This is a genomic window from Bacillus sp. JJ1562 (assembly GCF_036962705.1).
Classification (GTDB): Bacteria; Bacillota; Bacilli; order Bacillales; family Bacillaceae_L; genus Ferdinandcohnia.
Map to the genome: position 1 here is coordinate 89,324 of NZ_JBALOQ010000002.1, position 17,652 is coordinate 106,975.

Annotated in this window: 16 protein-coding genes; 8 read left to right on the forward strand and 8 right to left on the reverse strand. The window is 38.7% G+C overall.

The features are described 5' to 3' along the window. Positions 1–341: 341 nt before the first annotated feature. The 6 genes from V7097_RS00485 to V7097_RS00510 all read left to right on the forward strand — a co-directional run bounded on the left by V7097_RS00485 (position 342) and on the right by V7097_RS00510 (position 7,909). Complete coding sequence (locus V7097_RS00485; protein ID WP_335701627.1) at positions 342–1,643, forward strand: ABC transporter substrate-binding protein; 1,302 nt, start codon at positions 342–344, stop codon at positions 1,641–1,643. 117 nt (positions 1,644–1,760) lie between these two features. Then, a complete protein-coding gene (locus V7097_RS00490) occupies positions 1,761–2,621 on the forward strand; it encodes a carbohydrate ABC transporter permease (RefSeq protein ID WP_335701628.1) in 861 nt (286 codons plus the stop codon). Continuing rightward, the gene (locus V7097_RS00495) at positions 2,621–3,442 is read left to right on the forward strand and encodes a carbohydrate ABC transporter permease (RefSeq protein ID WP_335701629.1); all 822 of its coding nucleotides are present in this window, start codon (positions 2,621–2,623) and stop codon (positions 3,440–3,442) included. Before V7097_RS00490 ends, V7097_RS00495 begins: the two co-directional genes overlap by 1 nt. A gap of 51 nt (positions 3,443–3,493) precedes the next feature. Then, the gene (locus tag V7097_RS00500; protein WP_335701630.1) at positions 3,494–4,513 is read left to right on the forward strand and encodes a LacI family DNA-binding transcriptional regulator; all 1,020 of its coding nucleotides are present in this window, start codon (positions 3,494–3,496) and stop codon (positions 4,511–4,513) included. An 18-nt stretch (positions 4,514–4,531) separates the two neighbouring features. Further along, on the forward strand, positions 4,532–6,217 hold the full coding sequence (locus tag V7097_RS00505) for a glycoside hydrolase family 13 protein (protein ID WP_335701631.1): 1,686 nt from the start codon (positions 4,532–4,534) through the stop codon (positions 6,215–6,217). 30 nt (positions 6,218–6,247) lie between these two features. Further along, complete coding sequence (locus V7097_RS00510) at positions 6,248–7,909, forward strand: glycoside hydrolase family 13 protein (protein ID WP_335701632.1); 1,662 nt, start codon at positions 6,248–6,250, stop codon at positions 7,907–7,909. Positions 7,910–8,178: 269 nt separating this feature from the next. On the opposite strand, the gene V7097_RS00515 is transcribed toward V7097_RS00510, so the two are convergent. The 8 genes from V7097_RS00515 to V7097_RS00550 all read right to left on the reverse strand — a co-directional run bounded on the left by V7097_RS00515 (position 8,179) and on the right by V7097_RS00550 (position 16,370). After that, a complete protein-coding gene (locus V7097_RS00515; protein WP_335701633.1) occupies positions 8,179–9,198 on the reverse strand; it encodes a DUF3231 family protein in 1,020 nt (339 codons plus the stop codon). A gap of 122 nt (positions 9,199–9,320) precedes the next feature. Next, positions 9,321–10,142 carry a carbohydrate ABC transporter permease gene (locus tag V7097_RS00520; protein ID WP_335701634.1) on the reverse strand — a complete coding sequence of 274 codons (822 nt, stop codon included), beginning with the start codon at positions 10,140–10,142 and terminating at the stop codon, positions 9,321–9,323. Then, positions 10,142–11,119, reverse strand: coding sequence for a carbohydrate ABC transporter permease (locus tag V7097_RS00525; protein WP_335701635.1), 978 nt, complete (start codon positions 11,117–11,119; stop codon positions 10,142–10,144). The genes V7097_RS00520 and V7097_RS00525 overlap by 1 nt, the downstream gene beginning before the upstream one ends. Before the next feature lie 65 nt (positions 11,120–11,184). Then, positions 11,185–12,456, reverse strand: a complete 1,272-nt coding sequence (locus tag V7097_RS00530) for an ABC transporter substrate-binding protein (protein WP_438824173.1) — start codon at positions 12,454–12,456, stop codon at positions 11,185–11,187. A gap of 205 nt (positions 12,457–12,661) precedes the next feature. Then, a complete protein-coding gene (locus V7097_RS00535) occupies positions 12,662–13,489 on the reverse strand; it encodes a response regulator transcription factor (protein WP_438824174.1) in 828 nt (275 codons plus the stop codon). After that, positions 13,486–14,952 carry a sensor histidine kinase gene (locus tag V7097_RS00540; protein WP_335701636.1) on the reverse strand — a complete coding sequence of 489 codons (1,467 nt, stop codon included), beginning with the start codon at positions 14,950–14,952 and terminating at the stop codon, positions 13,486–13,488. Before V7097_RS00540 ends, V7097_RS00535 begins: the two co-directional genes overlap by 4 nt. Next, positions 14,949–15,974 carry a sugar-binding protein gene (locus V7097_RS00545; protein ID WP_438824175.1) on the reverse strand — a complete coding sequence of 342 codons (1,026 nt, stop codon included), beginning with the start codon at positions 15,972–15,974 and terminating at the stop codon, positions 14,949–14,951. Before V7097_RS00545 ends, V7097_RS00540 begins: the two co-directional genes overlap by 4 nt. A 117-nt stretch (positions 15,975–16,091) precedes the next feature. Further along, positions 16,092–16,370 carry an alpha/beta-type small acid-soluble spore protein gene (locus tag V7097_RS00550; protein ID WP_335701638.1) on the reverse strand — a complete coding sequence of 93 codons (279 nt, stop codon included), beginning with the start codon at positions 16,368–16,370 and terminating at the stop codon, positions 16,092–16,094. Between the two features lie 256 nt (positions 16,371–16,626). On the opposite strand from V7097_RS00550, the gene V7097_RS00555 reads away from it, so the two are divergent. Both V7097_RS00555 and V7097_RS00560 read left to right on the forward strand, forming a co-directional pair. Further along, complete coding sequence (locus V7097_RS00555; RefSeq protein WP_077619983.1) at positions 16,627–16,905, forward strand: HU family DNA-binding protein; 279 nt, start codon at positions 16,627–16,629, stop codon at positions 16,903–16,905. Between the two features lie 378 nt (positions 16,906–17,283). Next, positions 17,284–17,571 carry a YwdI family protein gene (locus V7097_RS00560; protein ID WP_335701639.1) on the forward strand — a complete coding sequence of 96 codons (288 nt, stop codon included), beginning with the start codon at positions 17,284–17,286 and terminating at the stop codon, positions 17,569–17,571. Positions 17,572–17,652 lie beyond the last annotated feature (81 nt).

Genomic DNA, 17,652 nt, shown 5'->3' on the forward strand with positions numbered 1-17,652 from the left:
AAAACTCCATTGCAAGAATAAATTGTTTTTAACTGTAAACCGTAATTCAAATAAGGAGGGTTTAAGAGTAAATGAAAACGATTAAACTTTTTAGTTGTAATTCTGATTTGTCCATGCTAAGATAAATCTTGTAAAAGGAATGCAACCGTTTGCGCAAAGTTGCGCAAAATACAAAAACACCTAAAACACATTAATATCAATGATTTTAATGATTAAAACATGGTGGTCGCGCTTTGTATAATATTAATAATATCGACAGAACATCTAATATTATGCAAACGATTTCCTTAACTGAAGCAACGGTTCCTTCCTTTAAAAAATGAACAAATGGGGGTTTTACCATGAAATCAAAGAAACTGTTCCCTACATTAATGGCACTATTAATCTTAATTACTGTTGCCCTTGTAGGATGTTCTTCAAAAGATGAAGGCTCAAGTAAAAGTGAAAGCGGTTCAAAGACAACCGTGGACATCTTTCAATTTAAAGTAGAATTTAAGGACCAATTTGAAGCAGTTGCCAAACAGTACGAGGAATCACATGATGGTGTGAAAATCAATATCACAACTGTTGGTGGTGGAGAAGATTACGGTGCAGCACTTCGTTCAAAGTTTGCTTCTGGTGAAGAACCAACGATCTATAATATTGGTGGACCTCAAGATGTTGCAGACTGGGTTGATAGTTTAGCAGACCTTTCTGACACAGCAGCTGCTGACGCGGCATTAGAAGGCACTCTTGAAGGAGTTTCTCAAGACGGTAAAGTATTAGGACTTCCATTTAACCAAGAAGGATATGGACTCATCTACAATACAGCAGTATTCGAAGAAGCTGGAATTAATCCAGATGACATTACAACTTTCGCTGCTTTAGAAAAGGCAGTTAAAACATTAGACAGCAAAAAAGACGAATTAGGATTAGATGCAGTGTTTGCGCTGCCAGGTAAAGAAAAATGGGTAACTGGCTTACACTTATCAAACGCATTCTTATCTCCTGAGTTTGAAGGAAATGTATTAGGAACTTTCGATGCAAAATCTGTAGGTTTTAAATATGGCGATGCATTTAAGAAGGTTTTAGATTTGCAAAATGAGTATTCTGTTCAACCAACAGTAAGCTTAGACTATGCAATGCAAGTAGAAGAGTTATTCTCTACTGGTCGTGTAGCGATGATTCAACAAGGGAACTGGGTACATGGTTCAATCGCAGGTATCGATGAAGAGCTTGCAAATAACGGCGTAAGTATTTTACCTATTCCTGTTGAAGGCTACAAAGAAGATTCAATCCCAGTTGGTATCCCAATGTACTGGGCAGTAAACAGCAACAAAGATGATGCAGAAGTAAAAGCTGCAAAAGACTTCTTGGATTGGTTATACACATCTGAAGAAGGAAAAACAGCTGTATTAGAAGACTTTAAATTCATCCCTGCGTATGAAGGGTTTGACGCTACAAAAGTTTCTGATCCACTAGGAAAAGCAGTGTATGAGTATTCAACTGAAGGAAAAACAATTCCTTGGGTATTCATGGGCTACCCAACTGGTTGGGGAGAGCAACAGCTTGGTGTTAATATTCAAAAATACATCAGCGATGAAATGAGTTGGGATGACCTTGTGAAGGAATCTCAAAAGGCTTGGGAAGACACAAGAAAATAATAGTTAAACTTACAATAGAAAACAAGGCAGCACATGTTGCTTTGTTTTCTATTTTAACCGAGCTTTAGCTCCCATCAAAAAAGTTTCGGGATTTCGAGCAAATGGAGGAATAATACTATGCGAAACCGAAATCTATGGTATTGGTTATTTTTAGCTCCAACCTTGTTGGCGCTTGCGGTTGTTGTAATCGTACCATTAATTTTTGGAACTTATTACTCTTTTACAAACTGGAATGGAATCAAGATTACTGAATTTGTCGGACTTGAACACTATCAAAAGCTAATTCAGGATAAAGAATTCATGAATTCCCTATGGTTTACCGTGAAATTCTCAGTCGTGTCCATATTCCTAATTAACTTTTTCGGGCTTTCATTAGCCTTACTTGTTACACAAAAACTTAAAACAAATAATATTTTACGTACCATCTTTTTCATGCCGAACTTAATTGGTGGACTAATCCTCGGATTTATTTGGCAATTTATTTTCATGAAGGTATTTGCGAGTATTGGAGATTTAACAGGTATTGCTGCTTTCAAGGGTTGGTTATCTACGGATACAACTGGTTTTTGGGCATTGGTTATTCTCATGAGCTGGCAAATGTCAGGTTATATCATGATTATCTATATTTCTTACCTAGAAAGTGTTCCACAGGAATTACTAGAAGCAGCAGAAATCGATGGAGCAAACAGCTTCCAGCGTTTTAGAAATATCACTTTCCCTCTTGTAGCACCAGCTTTTACGGTTAGTTTGTTCTTAACTTTATCTAATACGTTTAAGCTTTATGACCAAAACCTTAGTTTAACAGGCGGTGGTCCATATAACTCAACACAAATGGTGGCAATGGATATCTTTAAAACAGCGTTCTCTGTCAACCAATATGCATACGGACAGGCAAAGGCGATTATTTTCTTCCTAATCGTGGCCGCTATTTCATTAACACAGGTTTATATTAATAAGAAACGGGAGGTCGAGATGTAATGAAGAGTAAAAAAAGAAATTTATACTTGCTTGAAATACTGGGCATTGTACTTGGCCTGATTTGGCTCTCCCCTTTCTATTTAATGATCGTAAACTCATTTAAAACAAAACGTGAAATCTTTACAGATACATTAAAACTACCTGATGTTTTCACATTTGATAACTATGTTCAAGCATTTGAAGAGCTTGATTTTATTCGCACCTTTTTTAACTCCGTCCTGATTACGGTTTTAGGTGTAGTGGTGATTGTCCTTTTTTCATCAATGGCAGCATATGCGTTAAATCGCCGTAAAGGAAAAATCAGCGGTCTGATTTTCTTCCTGTTTATCGCGGCCATGCTGATCCCATTCCAATCAGTCATGATTCCATTAGTTTCGCTGTTTGGTAAGTTTGATTTATTAAATCGCTTTGGCATTATTTTTATGTATCTTGGCTTTGGAAGTAGTTTATCGATTTTCTTATATCATGGTTCCCTTCAAGGAATTTCAAAATCATTAGATGAAGCCGCCACGATTGATGGCGCAAACAGATGGCAAATTTTCTGGCACATCATTTTCCCGATGTTAAAGCCAATTTCAGTAACTGTGGCCATTCTAAATATTATTTGGATTTGGAATGACTACCTATTACCATCCCTTGTGATTAACCAAGAGGGAATGCACACTATACCGTTGAAGATGTTCTTCTTCTTTGGTCAATATACGAAGCAATGGCATTTAGCTCTTGCAGGTTTAACGATTGCCATTATTCCGGTTATTCTTGTGTACTTCTTCATGCAAAAACACATTATCAAGGGAATTGCAGAAGGATCTGTCAAATAAACTGGAAAAACGAGGGGACTCACCCCTTTTTCATATAAATGGAGGGTATGTATGGCTATTACAATTAAAGATGTTGCGAAAGAGGCTAATGTATCGCCTTCCACTGTGTCAAGGGTCATTGCTGATAACCCTCGAATAAGTGAAGAAACGAAAATACGTGTACGAGAAGCGATGGAAAAACTCGGGTATCACCCTAATTTTACAGCTCGAAGCTTAGCGGTGAAGAGCACAGCAACTATTGGGATTGTGATGCCATTCTCAGCGTCTCATGTGCTTCAGGATCCCTTTTTCCCGGAAGTCATTAGAGGAATTAGCGTACAAGCTCGTGAAAATAAGTACGGGATGTATCTTTTGGCAGGTGGCACCGAGGATGAAATCTTTGAGGAAGTTGTAGGAATGGTGCAAGGACGTCGTGTCGATGGCTTGATCCTCCTTTATTCTCGGACGGACGATCGTTTGATTCAATATTTACAGAAAAACGATTTTCCTTTTACCGTCATTGGTCGTCCAATTCATGGCGCAGAACGTGTAATCCATGTGGATAATGACAATATTTACATTACAAAGGTTGTAACAGACTACTTAATTGGATTAGGTCATACGAAAATTGCGTTTATTGGTTTTGATGGTGACTTCGTGTTTATGCTGGACCGCCTTGAGGGTTATAAACAAGCTCTAAGTGAGTCTGGTATTCCTTTTCATGAGGATTATATCGTTCATAAAAGCACACTAAGCGAAGGGAAAAAGGCAATCAAGTCGTTTTTAAAATCTGTTGAGCCCCCTACTGCATTAGTATGTACGGATGATTTTATCGCAATTGAACTGATGAGTCACTTTGAGGAAATGAATATTCGAGTGCCAGAGGATGTTTCAATCGCAAGCTTCAACAATGTGTTGCTTGCACAGTATTCAAAGCCTCCCCTCACTTCAGTGGATATTGATATTTTTCAGCTTGGAATGGAAGCTGCAAGCTGTTTACTTGAAAAAATAAAAAATCCGAATGTCCTACCGAAACGGATTACAATACCGGCTAAGTTAATTGAGCGAAAGTCGTGTGCACGGATTTTGTAGAAAGTAGGTAAATAGGAAATGGAAAACAAAGCATGGTGGAAAGAAAGTGTTGTATATCAAATTTATCCAAGAAGCTTTAATGATACAAATGGTGATGGAATTGGAGATTTAAAAGGGATTACGGAAAAACTTGATTACTTAAAGGATCTCGGTGTTGATGTAATCTGGCTATCTCCTGTCTATGAATCTCCGAATGATGACAATGGGTATGACATAAGCAACTATCGTGAAATCATGAAGGAATTTGGTACGATGGCAGATTGGGATGAATTGCTATCACAAATGCATAAACGCGGGATGAAACTGATGATGGACTTGGTCGTAAATCATTCCTCCGATGAGCATGAATGGTTTAAGCAGTCACGAAAATCTAAGGACAATCCGTACCGAGATTACTATATTTGGCGCCCTGCCAAGGATGGAAAAGAACCGAATAATTGGGAATCAACTTTTAGCGGTTCAGCGTGGCAATATGATAAGCAAACTGATGAGTATTTTTTACATCTTTTTAGTAAAAAACAACCAGATTTGAATTGGGAGAATCCAAAGGTTCGTCAGGAAGTCTATGATCTGATGACATTCTGGCTGGAAAAAGGAATTGATGGCTTCCGAATGGACGTGATCAATTTTATTTCAAAAGCACCTGGATTACCAGATGGAGAGCTTCAGGAAGGAAAAAAATATGCTTCTGGTTCAGCCCATTATATGAATGGACCACGGATTCACGAGTTTTTACAGGAAATGAATCAACAGGTTTTATCAAAATATGACATCATGACTGTTGGTGAAATGCCGGGTGCTACGATCGATGAGGCGAAGGCGTATACAGGGGCTGACCGAAATGAACTCAATATGGTCTTCCAATTCGAGCATATGGATTTAGACTCTGGCCCAACTGGAAAATGGGATTTACGTCCATTGAATTTACTAGATTTGAAGCAAAATATTACGAAGTGGCAAAAGGGTCTTGAAGGCTCTGGCTGGAACAGTTTGTATTTAAACAACCATGATCAGCCGAGAATGGTGTCCAGGTTTGCAGATGACGGTGAGTATTGGCTTGAATCAGCAAAAATGCTCGGAACATTTTTGCATATGTTACAGGGAACCCCATATATATATCAAGGTGAAGAAATCGGGATGACGAATGTTCAGTTTGATTCGATTGACGATTACAAGGATATTGAAACCCTTAATATGTATAAGGAAAAAGTCGAGGCTGGTGTTGAACGGGAACAAATCATGCAGTCAATCTACGCAAAGGGAAGAGACAATGCGCGTACACCGATGCAGTGGGATAAAAGTGAGAACGCTGGGTTTACAACTGGAACACCTTGGATTTCCGTAAATTCAAATTATCGAGAGATTAACGCAGCAAAACAAGTTGGGGATCCAAATTCTATTTTTACCTATTATCAGAAATTAATTAAGCTACGTAAACAGCATGAGATTATGGTGTATGGCACCTATGATTTGCTGTTGCCGGAGCATCCAACGATTTATGCGTATACTAGAATACTAGATGATGAAAAGTTACTTGTAGTATCGAATTTTTCAAAAGAGAATTCATTATTTGAGTTACCGGTAGAATGTAGCTACAAAACACAAGAGTTATTGATTAGCAATTATGATGTAGACTGCAATGAATCTATTGAAATAATCGAACTAAAGCCATATGAGGCAAGAGTGTATCGGTTAACGACCTAAATAGAAAAGCAAAAGAAGAGAGGATAAAAAATGAAGCAGGTATGGTGGAAGGAAGCTGTCGCCTATCAGATTTATCCAAGAAGCTTTATGGATTCAAATGGTGACGGGATCGGTGATTTACAGGGAATTATTTCAAAATTGGATTATGTAAAAGACCTTGGCATTGATGTTATATGGATTTGCCCTGTCTATAAATCTCCAAATGACGATAATGGATATGATATTAGCGATTATCAGGACATTATGGCTGACTTTGGAAATATGGCCGATTTTGATGTGCTTCTCGAGGAAACCCATAAGCGTGGGATGAAGTTGATTATTGACTTGGTTATTAATCATACAAGTGATGAGCATCCTTGGTTTGTTGAATCCCGTTCTTCAAAGGATAATCCAAAGCGGGATTGGTATATTTGGTGTGACGGAAAAGACGGAAAAGAACCAAATAACTGGGAAAGTATTTTTAGTGGTCCAGCTTGGGAATTTGATGAGGAAACGGGTCAATATTACATGCACATTTTCTCAACAAAGCAGCCTGATTTGAATTGGGAAAATAAAGAGGTTCGTGATGAGCTATACAGCATGGTCAACTGGTGGCTAGACAAAGGAATCGACGGTTTCCGTGTCGATGCAATCAGCCATATTAAAAAACTTCCAGGCTTCCCAGACATGCCAAATCCAAAGGGATTAAAATATGTCCCATCTTATAAGGGGCATATGAATCGTCCGGGAATCCAAGAATTTTTACAGGAATTAAAAGAAGAAACCTTTGCGAAATACGATATTATGACCGTTGGTGAAGCAAATGGTGTAAGTGCGGATGACGCAGATGAATGGGTTGACGAGGAGCAAGGGAAGTTCAATATGGTCTTCCAATTTGAACACTTAGGACTTTGGGATATTTCAAGGCGTGAATTAGATCTGATTAGTCTTAAGAAGGTACTTACGAGATGGCAAAAAGGCCTTGAAAACAAGGGCTGGAATGCGTTGTTTATCGAGAACCATGACCAACCTCGTGTCGTTTCAACATGGGGAAATGACCAGGATTATTGGAAAGAAAGTGCTACAGCGCTCGGTGCAATGTATTTCTTCATGCAAGGAACTCCGTTTATTTATCAGGGTCAAGAACTTGGGATGACAAATGTTGAGTTTCAGTCGATTGACGAATATAACGACGTTGCGACGAAAAACCTTTATCGAGAAAAGCGAAATGAAGGCGTTTCACACAAAGAAATCATGAACACAATTTGGGCGACAAGCCGTGATAACTCACGGACGCCAATGCAATGGTCTAGTGCGGAAAATGCTGGTTTTACAACAGGTAAGCCATGGATGGGTGTAAATCCAAACTTTGAAGAAATTAACGTTGAAAAGCAGTTGGCTGATAAGGGTTCCGTGCTACATTTTTATAAAAAAATGATTGCACTCAAAAAGAACAATAAGGTATTCACATATGGTGTGTATGATTTGCTATTAGAGGAAGACCCTCAATTGTATGTGTACACACGAACTCTTGGTGATGAGAAAGTGATTGTGATCACAAACTTGTCTACCGATACTGCGGTATGTCGAGTGCCTAAGAGGGAGTTTAAGCATGATGGGCTGATGCTAGCTAATTATCATGTTGAAGCACACGAGAGTACAGATGAGATTCAATTAAGACCGTATGAAGCGAGAATGTATCGTTTGGGCTGATTTTGGTTTGGAGAACCTCTGTCGTTGAGGCGAACGGAGGTATTTGTAAGGTGAGTAACATGAAACATAAGGTAGTGCACAAGATTTTTCAAACTGATTTCACACTATATACACATTCAAGGGCTTAGAGGCATAAATTCTCTAAGCCCTACTTTTTTACAGTTTAATATTCGACTAAAGCACCTTTTTCGTGTAACTCTTCAAGAGAGGATCCATCATTTCAAAAAAGTCCTAATGATTATGTGCAGAAGGTCTTTAAATGTGATTTATTATTGATTCTTCTTCCTTATTAATTTATCTCTATCTGAAGCCATTGGAGGTTGTTCCAACCATCCATTTTTTATCATGATATTAGCTCCATCTTCAGAATACATCTGGACTTCTAAGGATAGCCTGTTATACATTACGGTAATATCACCTCTAGGACTTTGGCTTACAGCTGTACCGTAATAGCCTACGCTCAAAGAAATCAAACCAGATGTCAAGAACATCATCAGTTTATCTGAAAATGTGTGAGTGGTACTATTTGTTATTTCGGAATCCCACCCCATTGGTACAGGGAGTTTACTTTCCTCTAGCTTACCCCTAAATAATTTAATATGTTTATTCCCAATTTCTAATCCTTTTAAAAAGAATTGTTTTACATCTTTATCTTGTGCAACCTGACTAAATCCAGTAAGTACAGCAACTCCCAATGCGTTTCGTTGAAGATTCGCAAATAAATTAGCGATTTCAGCCGCCGTTAATGGTCTTTTCTCACCAACCACATCTAACATAAACCATTGCTTTTTCACAAATTCAACCTTTTCCAAATTAGGTAAGCTGGGTGGCCTGACAAGCAATCCTTTTGATAATAGTAGGTCTGTTGAATTTTTATATAATTGCATTGTTTCAGTGAGGCATTCCGAGTAATAGGTTCTAATGTCATCTCTAACAGATGCTGCTACACTACCAGCATATGATGTAAGTCCAATTTTAGCCATTTGGTTAATGAAATTAAGTGCAAAACTGTCTGAGTAAAGCCTAGAAGCAGTTAAGTCAACATCCTCTTTTAGACTAAAACCATATGGGACAACATTTTTTTCTTCCTGTAAAATTGCTGTAATTTTTTGAATGTGTGATTGAGACAAATCTAAAGCGAATTTAATGATAGGCTTAATTTCTTCATCCTCAGCTTTTTCTAAAAAATACGAAAGAACACAGATGCTTGCACTATCATTTAAGTATTGAATCCAAAGTTGAGCAATTTCACCTGCTGTTAGCCTGATCTGGCTTCCCTTTCCCTCCATAAGTGACCTCCAAAAAAGATATACTATAAACTAAATTTCCCATAAATTGCTTATAGTATGTATTTGTTCCATTAACCGTTTTTGAGAGGCTTAGGGGGTTTAGGCCCTTCTTATTTTCACGACTACCCCTTTACAGATCCTGCAAGGAGTCCGCGGACAAAGTATTTACCGAGGAAGATGTAAACGAGCAAGGTGGGTAGAGCTGCAAGTAAGGCTCCCGCCATTTGCACGTTCCATTGAACAATTTGACTTCCTGATAAATTTTGTAATGCGACCATGATTGGTTGTTGATCTGATGTCGTAATCGTAACCGCAAATAAGAACTCATTCCAAATATTTGTGAATTGCCAAATGGCAACGACAACAAAGCCTGAAATGGAGAGTGGGACCATAATATATCTAAAAATTCGCAGGAAGCCGGCGCCGTCTATTTTTGCTGATTCAATCATTTCATCAGGAATATTCGCATAAAAATTCCTGAACATGAGGGTGGTGATCGGAATCCCATACACCACATGGACAAAGACAAGTCCTGTAATCGTGTTATATAGTCCGACCTCTCGTAAAAATTGAATCATTGGTATTAAAATACTCTGGTATGGGATAAACATCCCGAATAAAATCAAAGTAAATAAAGTATTCGCCCCTTTAAAACGCCATTTTGATAAGACATATCCGTTCAATGCACCTAATAGGGCGGATAGCAACGTCGCAGGAACGACTAAATAAATGGAGTTAAGAAAATTAGGGACAAGCTTTTCAAAGGCGACCTGGTAGCTGCTAAAATCAAGAGTCGCAGGTAATGTCCACATCTCGCTTAATGAGATTTGATCAAGCGGCTTTAGGCTTGTCACAATAATCACGTAAATGGGCATTAAATAAAAAAGGCTGAGGCCAATTAAAACAAGATAAAGCAATGGTCGAGTGATTGTTTTAATGGTCATTAGGCTTCACCCTTTCGACTTGAGATTAAATACGGAACAATAAATATAGCAACAGAAATAAGCATAATAATCGCAATAGCAGCCCCGTTTGCATAATAATTACCGCGGAATGTTGTTTCAAACATGTATACTCCAGGAACGTCAGTGACAAAGTTTGCCCCTGGACCTGTCATCGCATAAATTAAATCAAATATTTTAAGAGAGATATGTGCCATGATAATCACGACACTCACCGTAATTGGACGTAGAATTGGCAGAATAATCTTTGTGTAGATTTGAAACTCCTTCGCTCCGTCCATGCGTGCAGCTTCTCTCACTTCTTCAGGTATTCCGCGAAGCCCCGCAAGGTACATTGCAAGCGAGAATCCCGTCATTTGCCACACCGCAGCAATGATCACAGCGATGATAGCGAAAGGAATCCCAAACTCAATTTTTCCCCAATTAAAACCAAATAGGATTTCGGTATTGGTATACCATTTTGAATCAAGCCCGATTTTTTCTAAAAATAAATTGACCCCAGTGGAGGGGTTTAATAGCCATTGCCATACGACTCCCGTTACAACAAAGGATAAGGCCATTGGGAAAAAGAAAATGTTTCGGAAGATGGACTCCCCTTTTAATAGACTTTGGTCTAGTAATATGGCTAAAAGCTGTCCAATCACGATAACTACTCCGATAAATAAAACGGTAAAAACAAGCGTATTTCGTAAGTCCGCTTGGAAGCGGAAGTCTCCGAATAAATAAAGATAGTTTTTTAATCCGGCAAACGTCATATCAGGAACAAGTGAATTCCAATTGCTAAGAGAAACGTACCCTGTCCATCCGATAAACCCGTAAACAAAAATGGTAATTAAGAGAATAGAGGGCAAAAGGAAGGCAATTGCCAATAATTGATCTGTATTGAACACACGTTTCTTTTTCGGAAGGATTTCTGCTTGTTTTTGGGTGGATTTCTTCGACGGTTTTGCTAGTTCCATTGATAATCCTCCTCTGCAATTTATAGTGAAAAAAGGGGGTGAGAGCTCTCATCCCCTTCATAAGCTTATTTCAATTCAGCTGCAGCCGATGTAAGTGATTCAGTAAATTGATCAACATCTAGCTGTGTGACGAAGATGTTAATGGCTTGGTTTACCTTTGTTAGGAAGCCCTCTGCAGCAGCAGACCCGTGTGCTAAGCTTGGTGCTAGCTTCGCAGATTTGAAGTCTTCCATTGTATCTTTTCCGTATTGGTCGTATTTGGATACATCAGCATCTACACGCGCTGGAATAGACCCTTTTAGCGGGTTAAATGCATCCTGTCCTTCCGTAGAACCTAAAACAGATAAGAATTTCTTCACATCTTCAGAGTTTGAGAGTCCCTTCGGTAATCCAAATGTATCTGTAATAACCATGAACATTCCATCTGTTTCTGGAGTTGGGATATACCCAAAGTCCTCATTGACTCCTAGCTTTAGGTCGTTTACGAAGTAACCCTTAGCCCAGTCACCCATGACATTCATTGCAGCATCCCCATTTGCCACTAACTGTGAAGCATCCTGCCAGTTACGAGAAGCATGGTCATCGTTAATATATTCAAGCATTTTCTTGAAAATCTCAGTAGCCTCAACTACCTTAGCATCATCAAAAGCTAAATCCCCTGTCCAAAGCTTGTTATAATCGTCTGTACCAAGAACTCCTAAAAGAACCGTTTCATATAGGTGAGTTGCTGTCCAAGGCTCTTTATCCCCTAATGCTAATGGTGTAATTCCTTTAGCTTTTAGGCTATCTGCAACCTCGAAAAATTCGTCAAAGGTTGTTGGCGCTTCAAGGCCATTTTCTTCAAAGACATGCTTGTTGTACCAGAGCACATTTCCGCGATGAATATTCACTGGGACTGAATAGATATCGCCATCTTTACTGACCATATCAATCAAGTCCTGTGGGAATTTATCATTCCAGCCTTCAGCTTCATAAAGGTCGTTTAGTGGTTCCATTTTTCCAGCTGCAACCCAGCCATCGTTAAGCTCAGCGCCACCGTGAACCTGGAATGTAGCCGGTGGGTCATCCCCTTGCATCCGGCTTGCGAGAACAGCCTTTGCGTTTGTGCCAGCCCCGCCAGCAACAGCTGCGTTTTCAATTGGCACATCTGGATATTTTTCTTCAAACAATGCTATTAAGGCCTTTAATCCATCTTCCTCACCAGCACCTGTCCACCAACTGAAGATATCTAGCTTTGCTTTGTCTCCATCATTTTTCTTTGAGCCTTGCTCAGAGCTACATGCGGTCATTGCAAAAACAAATACAAGCAATAGTGATATAAGAAAACCTTTTTTCATGAAAATCCCCCTTTGTTTTTATTGAAAGCGTTAACAAATAAAATGTATCATGAATAAGAGGGACGGAGAGAAAATACCATCTGCACTTTATTGCGAATACCTTCACTTTATTGTGATGGTCATACGAAAAGCGCAAGGCGCCTTGAGCTAGTTCAAAATCCCACAAAAAATCAGCTTAAACGTTAAGCTGATTGGATGGTTATACCTATGTGATACTTCGATATTCTGATGGTGACATACCAGTGTATTTTTTAAATACTCTGCTAAAATAATTGGGGTCCTTGTAACCAACGGAGTAGCAGATTTCCTTTAAGCTTTTACTTGGGTCACTCATTTCCTTTTTCGCATGATTGACCCTTACTGTTGTGACATAGTCAATGAATGTGATGCCCATTTTTTCTTTAAAAAGCTTACTAAAATGGTATGGACTAAGCTCCACATATTCGGCTACTTCCTCGAGTGTGAGAGATTCATAGTAACGTAAATCGATATATTTCTTGGCTTTTGTTAACAATCCATGGATTTGATTGTTCTTCCAGAGATCGGTTGAATGCGGATGCTCCTCACTAATCGATGTGATTCCTTCCTTTTGAGCAAGGGCAAGTAATTCCTTCATTCGGTTTTTGAGCTCGATTTGCGCTTCAGCCTGTCGTCTTTCTTCCTCAATTTCCGCTTTCACTCTACCAATTGCGGCTAAAATATCGGCTTTACGACTAGGCTTTAAAATATATTCCTTCACACCCAGCTGCATCACTTCTTGTGCATATTCGAACGTGTTAAAGGCGGATACCATAATGAATTTAATATCAGGGTGCAATTGTTTAATTTGCCGAACAGCTTCAACTCCATCAATACCGGGCATTTTAATGTCCATGAGCATCAAGTCTGGCTGGAGCTGTGTAGCCTTCTCAATCGCAACCCTTCCATTGGTAGCCTCACCGATAACTTCAACATCAGTACATTCCGTTTTAATAATTTTTGAAATTGCCTTCCGTTCAAATAATTCGTCATCGACAATAATAACTTTAATCATGGTAAGCCCCCTCCTTTATGGTCATAAGGAAGCAAAAGTCGAAAAGTGGTTCCACAATCTTTTATTGACTCAATCTCTACAATGTCAATTCGCTTATAAAATAGCTGAAGCCTTTGAATGACATTTTTTACCCCAATCCCAGTTGAATGGCCGGTTGATTTTTCAAGTTGGACAATATCCTCTTGTGAAGTTCCTTCTGCCATCCGTCTAAGCTTAATTAGCGTGTTCTCATCCATCCCGGCCCCATTATCCGAAATCTCCACGCATATCCGATCAGACTTCTTAAACACCCTTAGCTTGATGATGCCACCCTCCTCTTTTGATTCGATCCCATGAATAAAAGCATTTTCGATGATTGGCTGGAGGGAGAGTGATGGTATTTCAATGTCCAAGCAATCGGGGTCAACCTCCATTTTAAAATCAATCCGTTCACCAAATCGAGTACGTTGAATATAAAAATATTCTTTTACAATCTTGACTTCGTTTAAGAGTGTAGAAGATTTATGTAAATCACCTAGATTATAACGAAGTAATGCAGCAATGGCCTCGATTAACCGAGATGTGTTTTGTGCCTCTTCTAGGTACGCCATCTTTGAAACCGTATTAAGTGTATTGAACAGGAAGTGAGGGTTGATTTGGTTTTGAAGACTTTTTAATTCTAATTCCTTAAGCAGCTTATCAAGCTCAGATTGCTGCTTAATTTCACTTACCAACTGGCGAATATTGAGTCTCATTTGATTAAATGTGTTTGTTAACAATTTTAACTCATCATTGGTTGTGACCTTGATTTCATCACCAGAAAAGTTTCCTTCTGAGATTTCAGTAGCTGCCTCTGATAAATGGCGAATCGGTTTCGTAATGCCACCCGATAACCATAAGGCAAGCAGCAAACTCAATAAAAATGTTGAACCAAACAAAAACATCCCCATTAAATTAAAATAACGGTTTTGTTGTTCGATTTCTTCGTAAAATATTTGATAATCAGTAAGTTCGTTATTGACTAATGACAAAGTTGTCTCTTGAATAAAGCCCGCAAATTTAGTAGCTTCATTAAGGTGTGCAGAGTACCGATTAATCTCCTTTTTCTGGAACATGCCAATCGTTAAATCAGTAGCCTCAATGTAGCTACTAATCATATTTTTATAATTCGAAAGAGTGATGGTATTTTTTTCATTGGAAAGCACACTGATTAATTGTCCCTGATAGGATAAAAGCTGTTTTCTGGCTGAAAAATAATCTTTAAGGAAGATATCTTCTTCTTCCACGATATAGGATTGCACTTTTTCGTGGACGAGGTTAACCTGCTGTGAAATATCATTCAATAATAGAAATTTTTCAAAGCTATTATCATATTCTGAAACAATTTTCTCACTGCTTTTATAAAACAAAAAGGCAACTGCATTCAAAATCATAAAGACAATCATAAAATAGAGAAGTAATTTCGTACGGATTCGAATCATCATGATGGATCCATCCTTATAATGCTCTTTGAATCCAGTGGCAGATCTTGTACCCGAATGACCCTGGTCTCAGTATGTACCGTATCTGGAACATTTCGTCCTTCAATTAAGTCAATCATCATTTGAACGGATCGATAACCCATTTGATAAGGCTCCTGCATGATAGTAGCGTCTATCGTGCCTTTTTTCATATAGTGTATGGTGTCCTCGATGGTATCAAATCCAAGAATATAGACTTGGTCTTGTTTTTGATAATGTTCAACAACTTGCGCAATTCCGATACCATCTAAGGCACTTGTTCCATAAAAGGCTGTGACCTCTGGATGTTCTTTAAGAATTTTGTTAGCTGCCTCTGCAGCGCGAACTCTTGTGATATTTGATTCTTCAATCGCAATAATATGAATCCCTTCTTCATGCTGAATGGCATCTTTAAAGCCTTGAACACGTAGCTGTTGATGAGAAGCATAGAAATGTCCAGTGATAATCGCCACATTTGCTTTCCCGCCTGTATCTTGAATCAATGCTTGGCCTGCGATAAAACCTGAATAATAATTGTCAGTTCCGACATAAGATAACCGCTTACTTGAAGCTGCATCGGAATCAATGGTAATCAGGGGGATTCCTTTTTCGACAATTTGATTAATCAGTGGGGTAAATTGTTCTTCCTGAAGACCTTGTGTTAAAATGCCATCCACCCTTGAAGCAGTGGCCATTTCGAGAGTCTTAATATGCTCTTCTGTATTGGCTTGTTTAGGTCCGGTATATTCAAGGATAACATTAAAATGTTTAGCAGCTGCTTTTGCTCCATCTTCAACAAGTCGCCAATAATCATTATCAAGCTCCTGTGGAACGAGGATGAAATGATAGAGAGGCGCTTCTTTTGTTGCTGTTTCAGCTTTATGCCCAAAATAAAAAATTTGATAGGCAAAATAACACGTAAGCGAAAAGGTAATGAGTAATAACAATACCCCAATTCCATATAGGAATTTTGAAAGGTTAGACACTGTAAAAACCCACCTCCACATTGAAAGCGTTGTATACCCCATTTTAGCGATAATTGGTTGGGGTGTATATGCATTTCTTGGTAAAAAGAAAAACTGCCCATTATTTTGGACAGTTTATAGATGATTTATTTTTTCTATTTATTGGCGTTTATTTAAATTTTCCTGTGCCATGCGAATCATTTCTTTAACCATATTGCCACCAATATTTCCGCCTACTTTGCCGGCCTGTTTGGATGTAAGGTTGCCATTGTATTCATCATTTAATGGGATGCCTAATTCTTTTGCGACCTCATATTTTACCTTGTCGGGATTGGCAGGGTCTATTTTATACCCTTGTTTTCTCATGACGTTTGCTTTTAACTGGTCAAGTTCTTCTCTTGCTTCTGGAACGAGTGGTCGACGTTTTCTTCGAGCCATTTTGAGCTCTCCTTTCATATTGCATTTTTTCTAGTATTTCCAAGTATAAATACTAGAATTTCGGTAAAACTTGGTAGTAACAAAATATTTTTAAATATTTATTGAAAATTAGTTTGAAATGCTTGTTTTTTGGCTAATCTAGTGATGTAATAGCTTATACGTAAGTTTAATAGGACGAATTTAGCCGAAAATCTTGCGAACCAATGAAAAAAGTGGTAAAAAGAATATGTGCTTATTTGGAGAGGAGAATTGAACAATGAACAAAACAGAATTAGTCAGTGCAGTTGCTGAAAGTGCAGAACTATCTAAAAAGGATGCAACAAAAGCTGTAGACGCAGTATTTGAAGCAGTTCAAAATGCATTAAGTAGCGGAGATAAAGTACAATTAATCGGATTCGGTAACTTCGAGGTTCGTGAGCGTGCAGCTCGTAAAGGCCGCAACCCACAAACTGGTGAAGAAATCGAAATCGCAGCTAGCAAAGTACCTGCATTCAAACCAGGTAAAGCTCTTAAAGACGCAGTTGCTGGTAAGTAATTTTACATAATTCCTGCGTAAATGCCCCTCAGAGACGATCTGAGGGGTTTTTTTGTACCTTAAGATACAAATTGCTAGAATGTAAAAATGTGAGTTTGACGCTTTTCCTTCCTCATGGGAAAATAGGGTTATCAATTGTAAGGTAGTGAAGGGATGCAGAAGCGAGTCAATTGCTTAAAATGCAAACATTTTTACACGACATGGGATCCGAAATTTCCTCGCGGCTGTCGCGCCTTTAACTTCAAGACGCAGGCGATGCCTTCTGTTACGGTATTTCGTTCCTCTGGCGCTCATTGTATGAAATTTGAGGAAAAACAGCTGGAGACCACCCAAAAGCCTTCCTACAACGTAGATATTCGGGCATAGGAGCTGAAATTTGTGAATATATCAGTAAGTAAGATTTTAGATAAAATGCAGCAGGAATTGCAGTCGGCAAAGAGTGAAGCGAGTGAACAAAAGGTGAGAGAGCGATTAATGGCAATTCGGACTTTATGTGACCTTGTTTTAGATGAATCGCCTGTCGAGACGAGGCGCGTTGAGGCTGTGCAAGTACCGCCGATTCAGAAGGTTGTGCAGCCAATTCCGACGATACAGCCAACGACGATTCAAAATATAGTGAAATTAGAAGAAGAAGATGCGAATGGAGACTCTCTATTTGATTTTTAACTTTAATAAGCAGAAGTCAGCCACTTCCGCTTATTAAAGTTAAAGCCTCCGGCGGAGACATGCGATTTTCAAAGGAGACTT

Excerpts from the sequence above, each read along its gene's own strand:
- V7097_RS00485 (WP_335701627.1), top strand. The coding sequence starts at position 342 with ATGAAATCAAAGAAACTGTTCCCTACATTAATGGCACTATTAATCTTA.
- V7097_RS00490 (WP_335701628.1), top strand. The coding sequence starts at position 1,761 with ATGCGAAACCGAAATCTATGGTATTGGTTATTTTTAGCTCCAACCTTG.
- V7097_RS00495 (WP_335701629.1), top strand. The coding sequence starts at position 2,621 with ATGAAGAGTAAAAAAAGAAATTTATACTTGCTTGAAATACTGGGCATT.
- V7097_RS00500 (WP_335701630.1), top strand. The coding sequence starts at position 3,494 with ATGGCTATTACAATTAAAGATGTTGCGAAAGAGGCTAATGTATCGCCT.
- V7097_RS00505 (WP_335701631.1), top strand. The coding sequence starts at position 4,532 with ATGGAAAACAAAGCATGGTGGAAAGAAAGTGTTGTATATCAAATTTAT.
- V7097_RS00510 (WP_335701632.1), top strand. The coding sequence starts at position 6,248 with ATGAAGCAGGTATGGTGGAAGGAAGCTGTCGCCTATCAGATTTATCCA.
- V7097_RS00515 (WP_335701633.1), bottom strand. The coding sequence starts at position 9,198 with ATGGAGGGAAAGGGAAGCCAGATCAGGCTAACAGCAGGTGAAATTGCT.
- V7097_RS00520 (WP_335701634.1), bottom strand. The coding sequence starts at position 10,142 with ATGACCATTAAAACAATCACTCGACCATTGCTTTATCTTGTTTTAATT.
- V7097_RS00525 (WP_335701635.1), bottom strand. The coding sequence starts at position 11,119 with ATGGAACTAGCAAAACCGTCGAAGAAATCCACCCAAAAACAAGCAGAA.
- V7097_RS00530 (WP_438824173.1), bottom strand. The coding sequence starts at position 12,456 with ATGAAAAAAGGTTTTCTTATATCACTATTGCTTGTATTTGTTTTTGCA.
- V7097_RS00535 (WP_438824174.1), bottom strand. The coding sequence starts at position 13,489 with ATGATTAAAGTTATTATTGTCGATGACGAATTATTTGAACGGAAGGCA.
- V7097_RS00540 (WP_335701636.1), bottom strand. The coding sequence starts at position 14,952 with ATGATGATTCGAATCCGTACGAAATTACTTCTCTATTTTATGATTGTC.
- V7097_RS00545 (WP_438824175.1), bottom strand. The coding sequence starts at position 15,974 with ATGTGGAGGTGGGTTTTTACAGTGTCTAACCTTTCAAAATTCCTATAT.
- V7097_RS00550 (WP_335701638.1), bottom strand. The coding sequence starts at position 16,370 with ATGGCTCGAAGAAAACGTCGACCACTCGTTCCAGAAGCAAGAGAAGAA.
- V7097_RS00555 (WP_077619983.1), top strand. The coding sequence starts at position 16,627 with ATGAACAAAACAGAATTAGTCAGTGCAGTTGCTGAAAGTGCAGAACTA.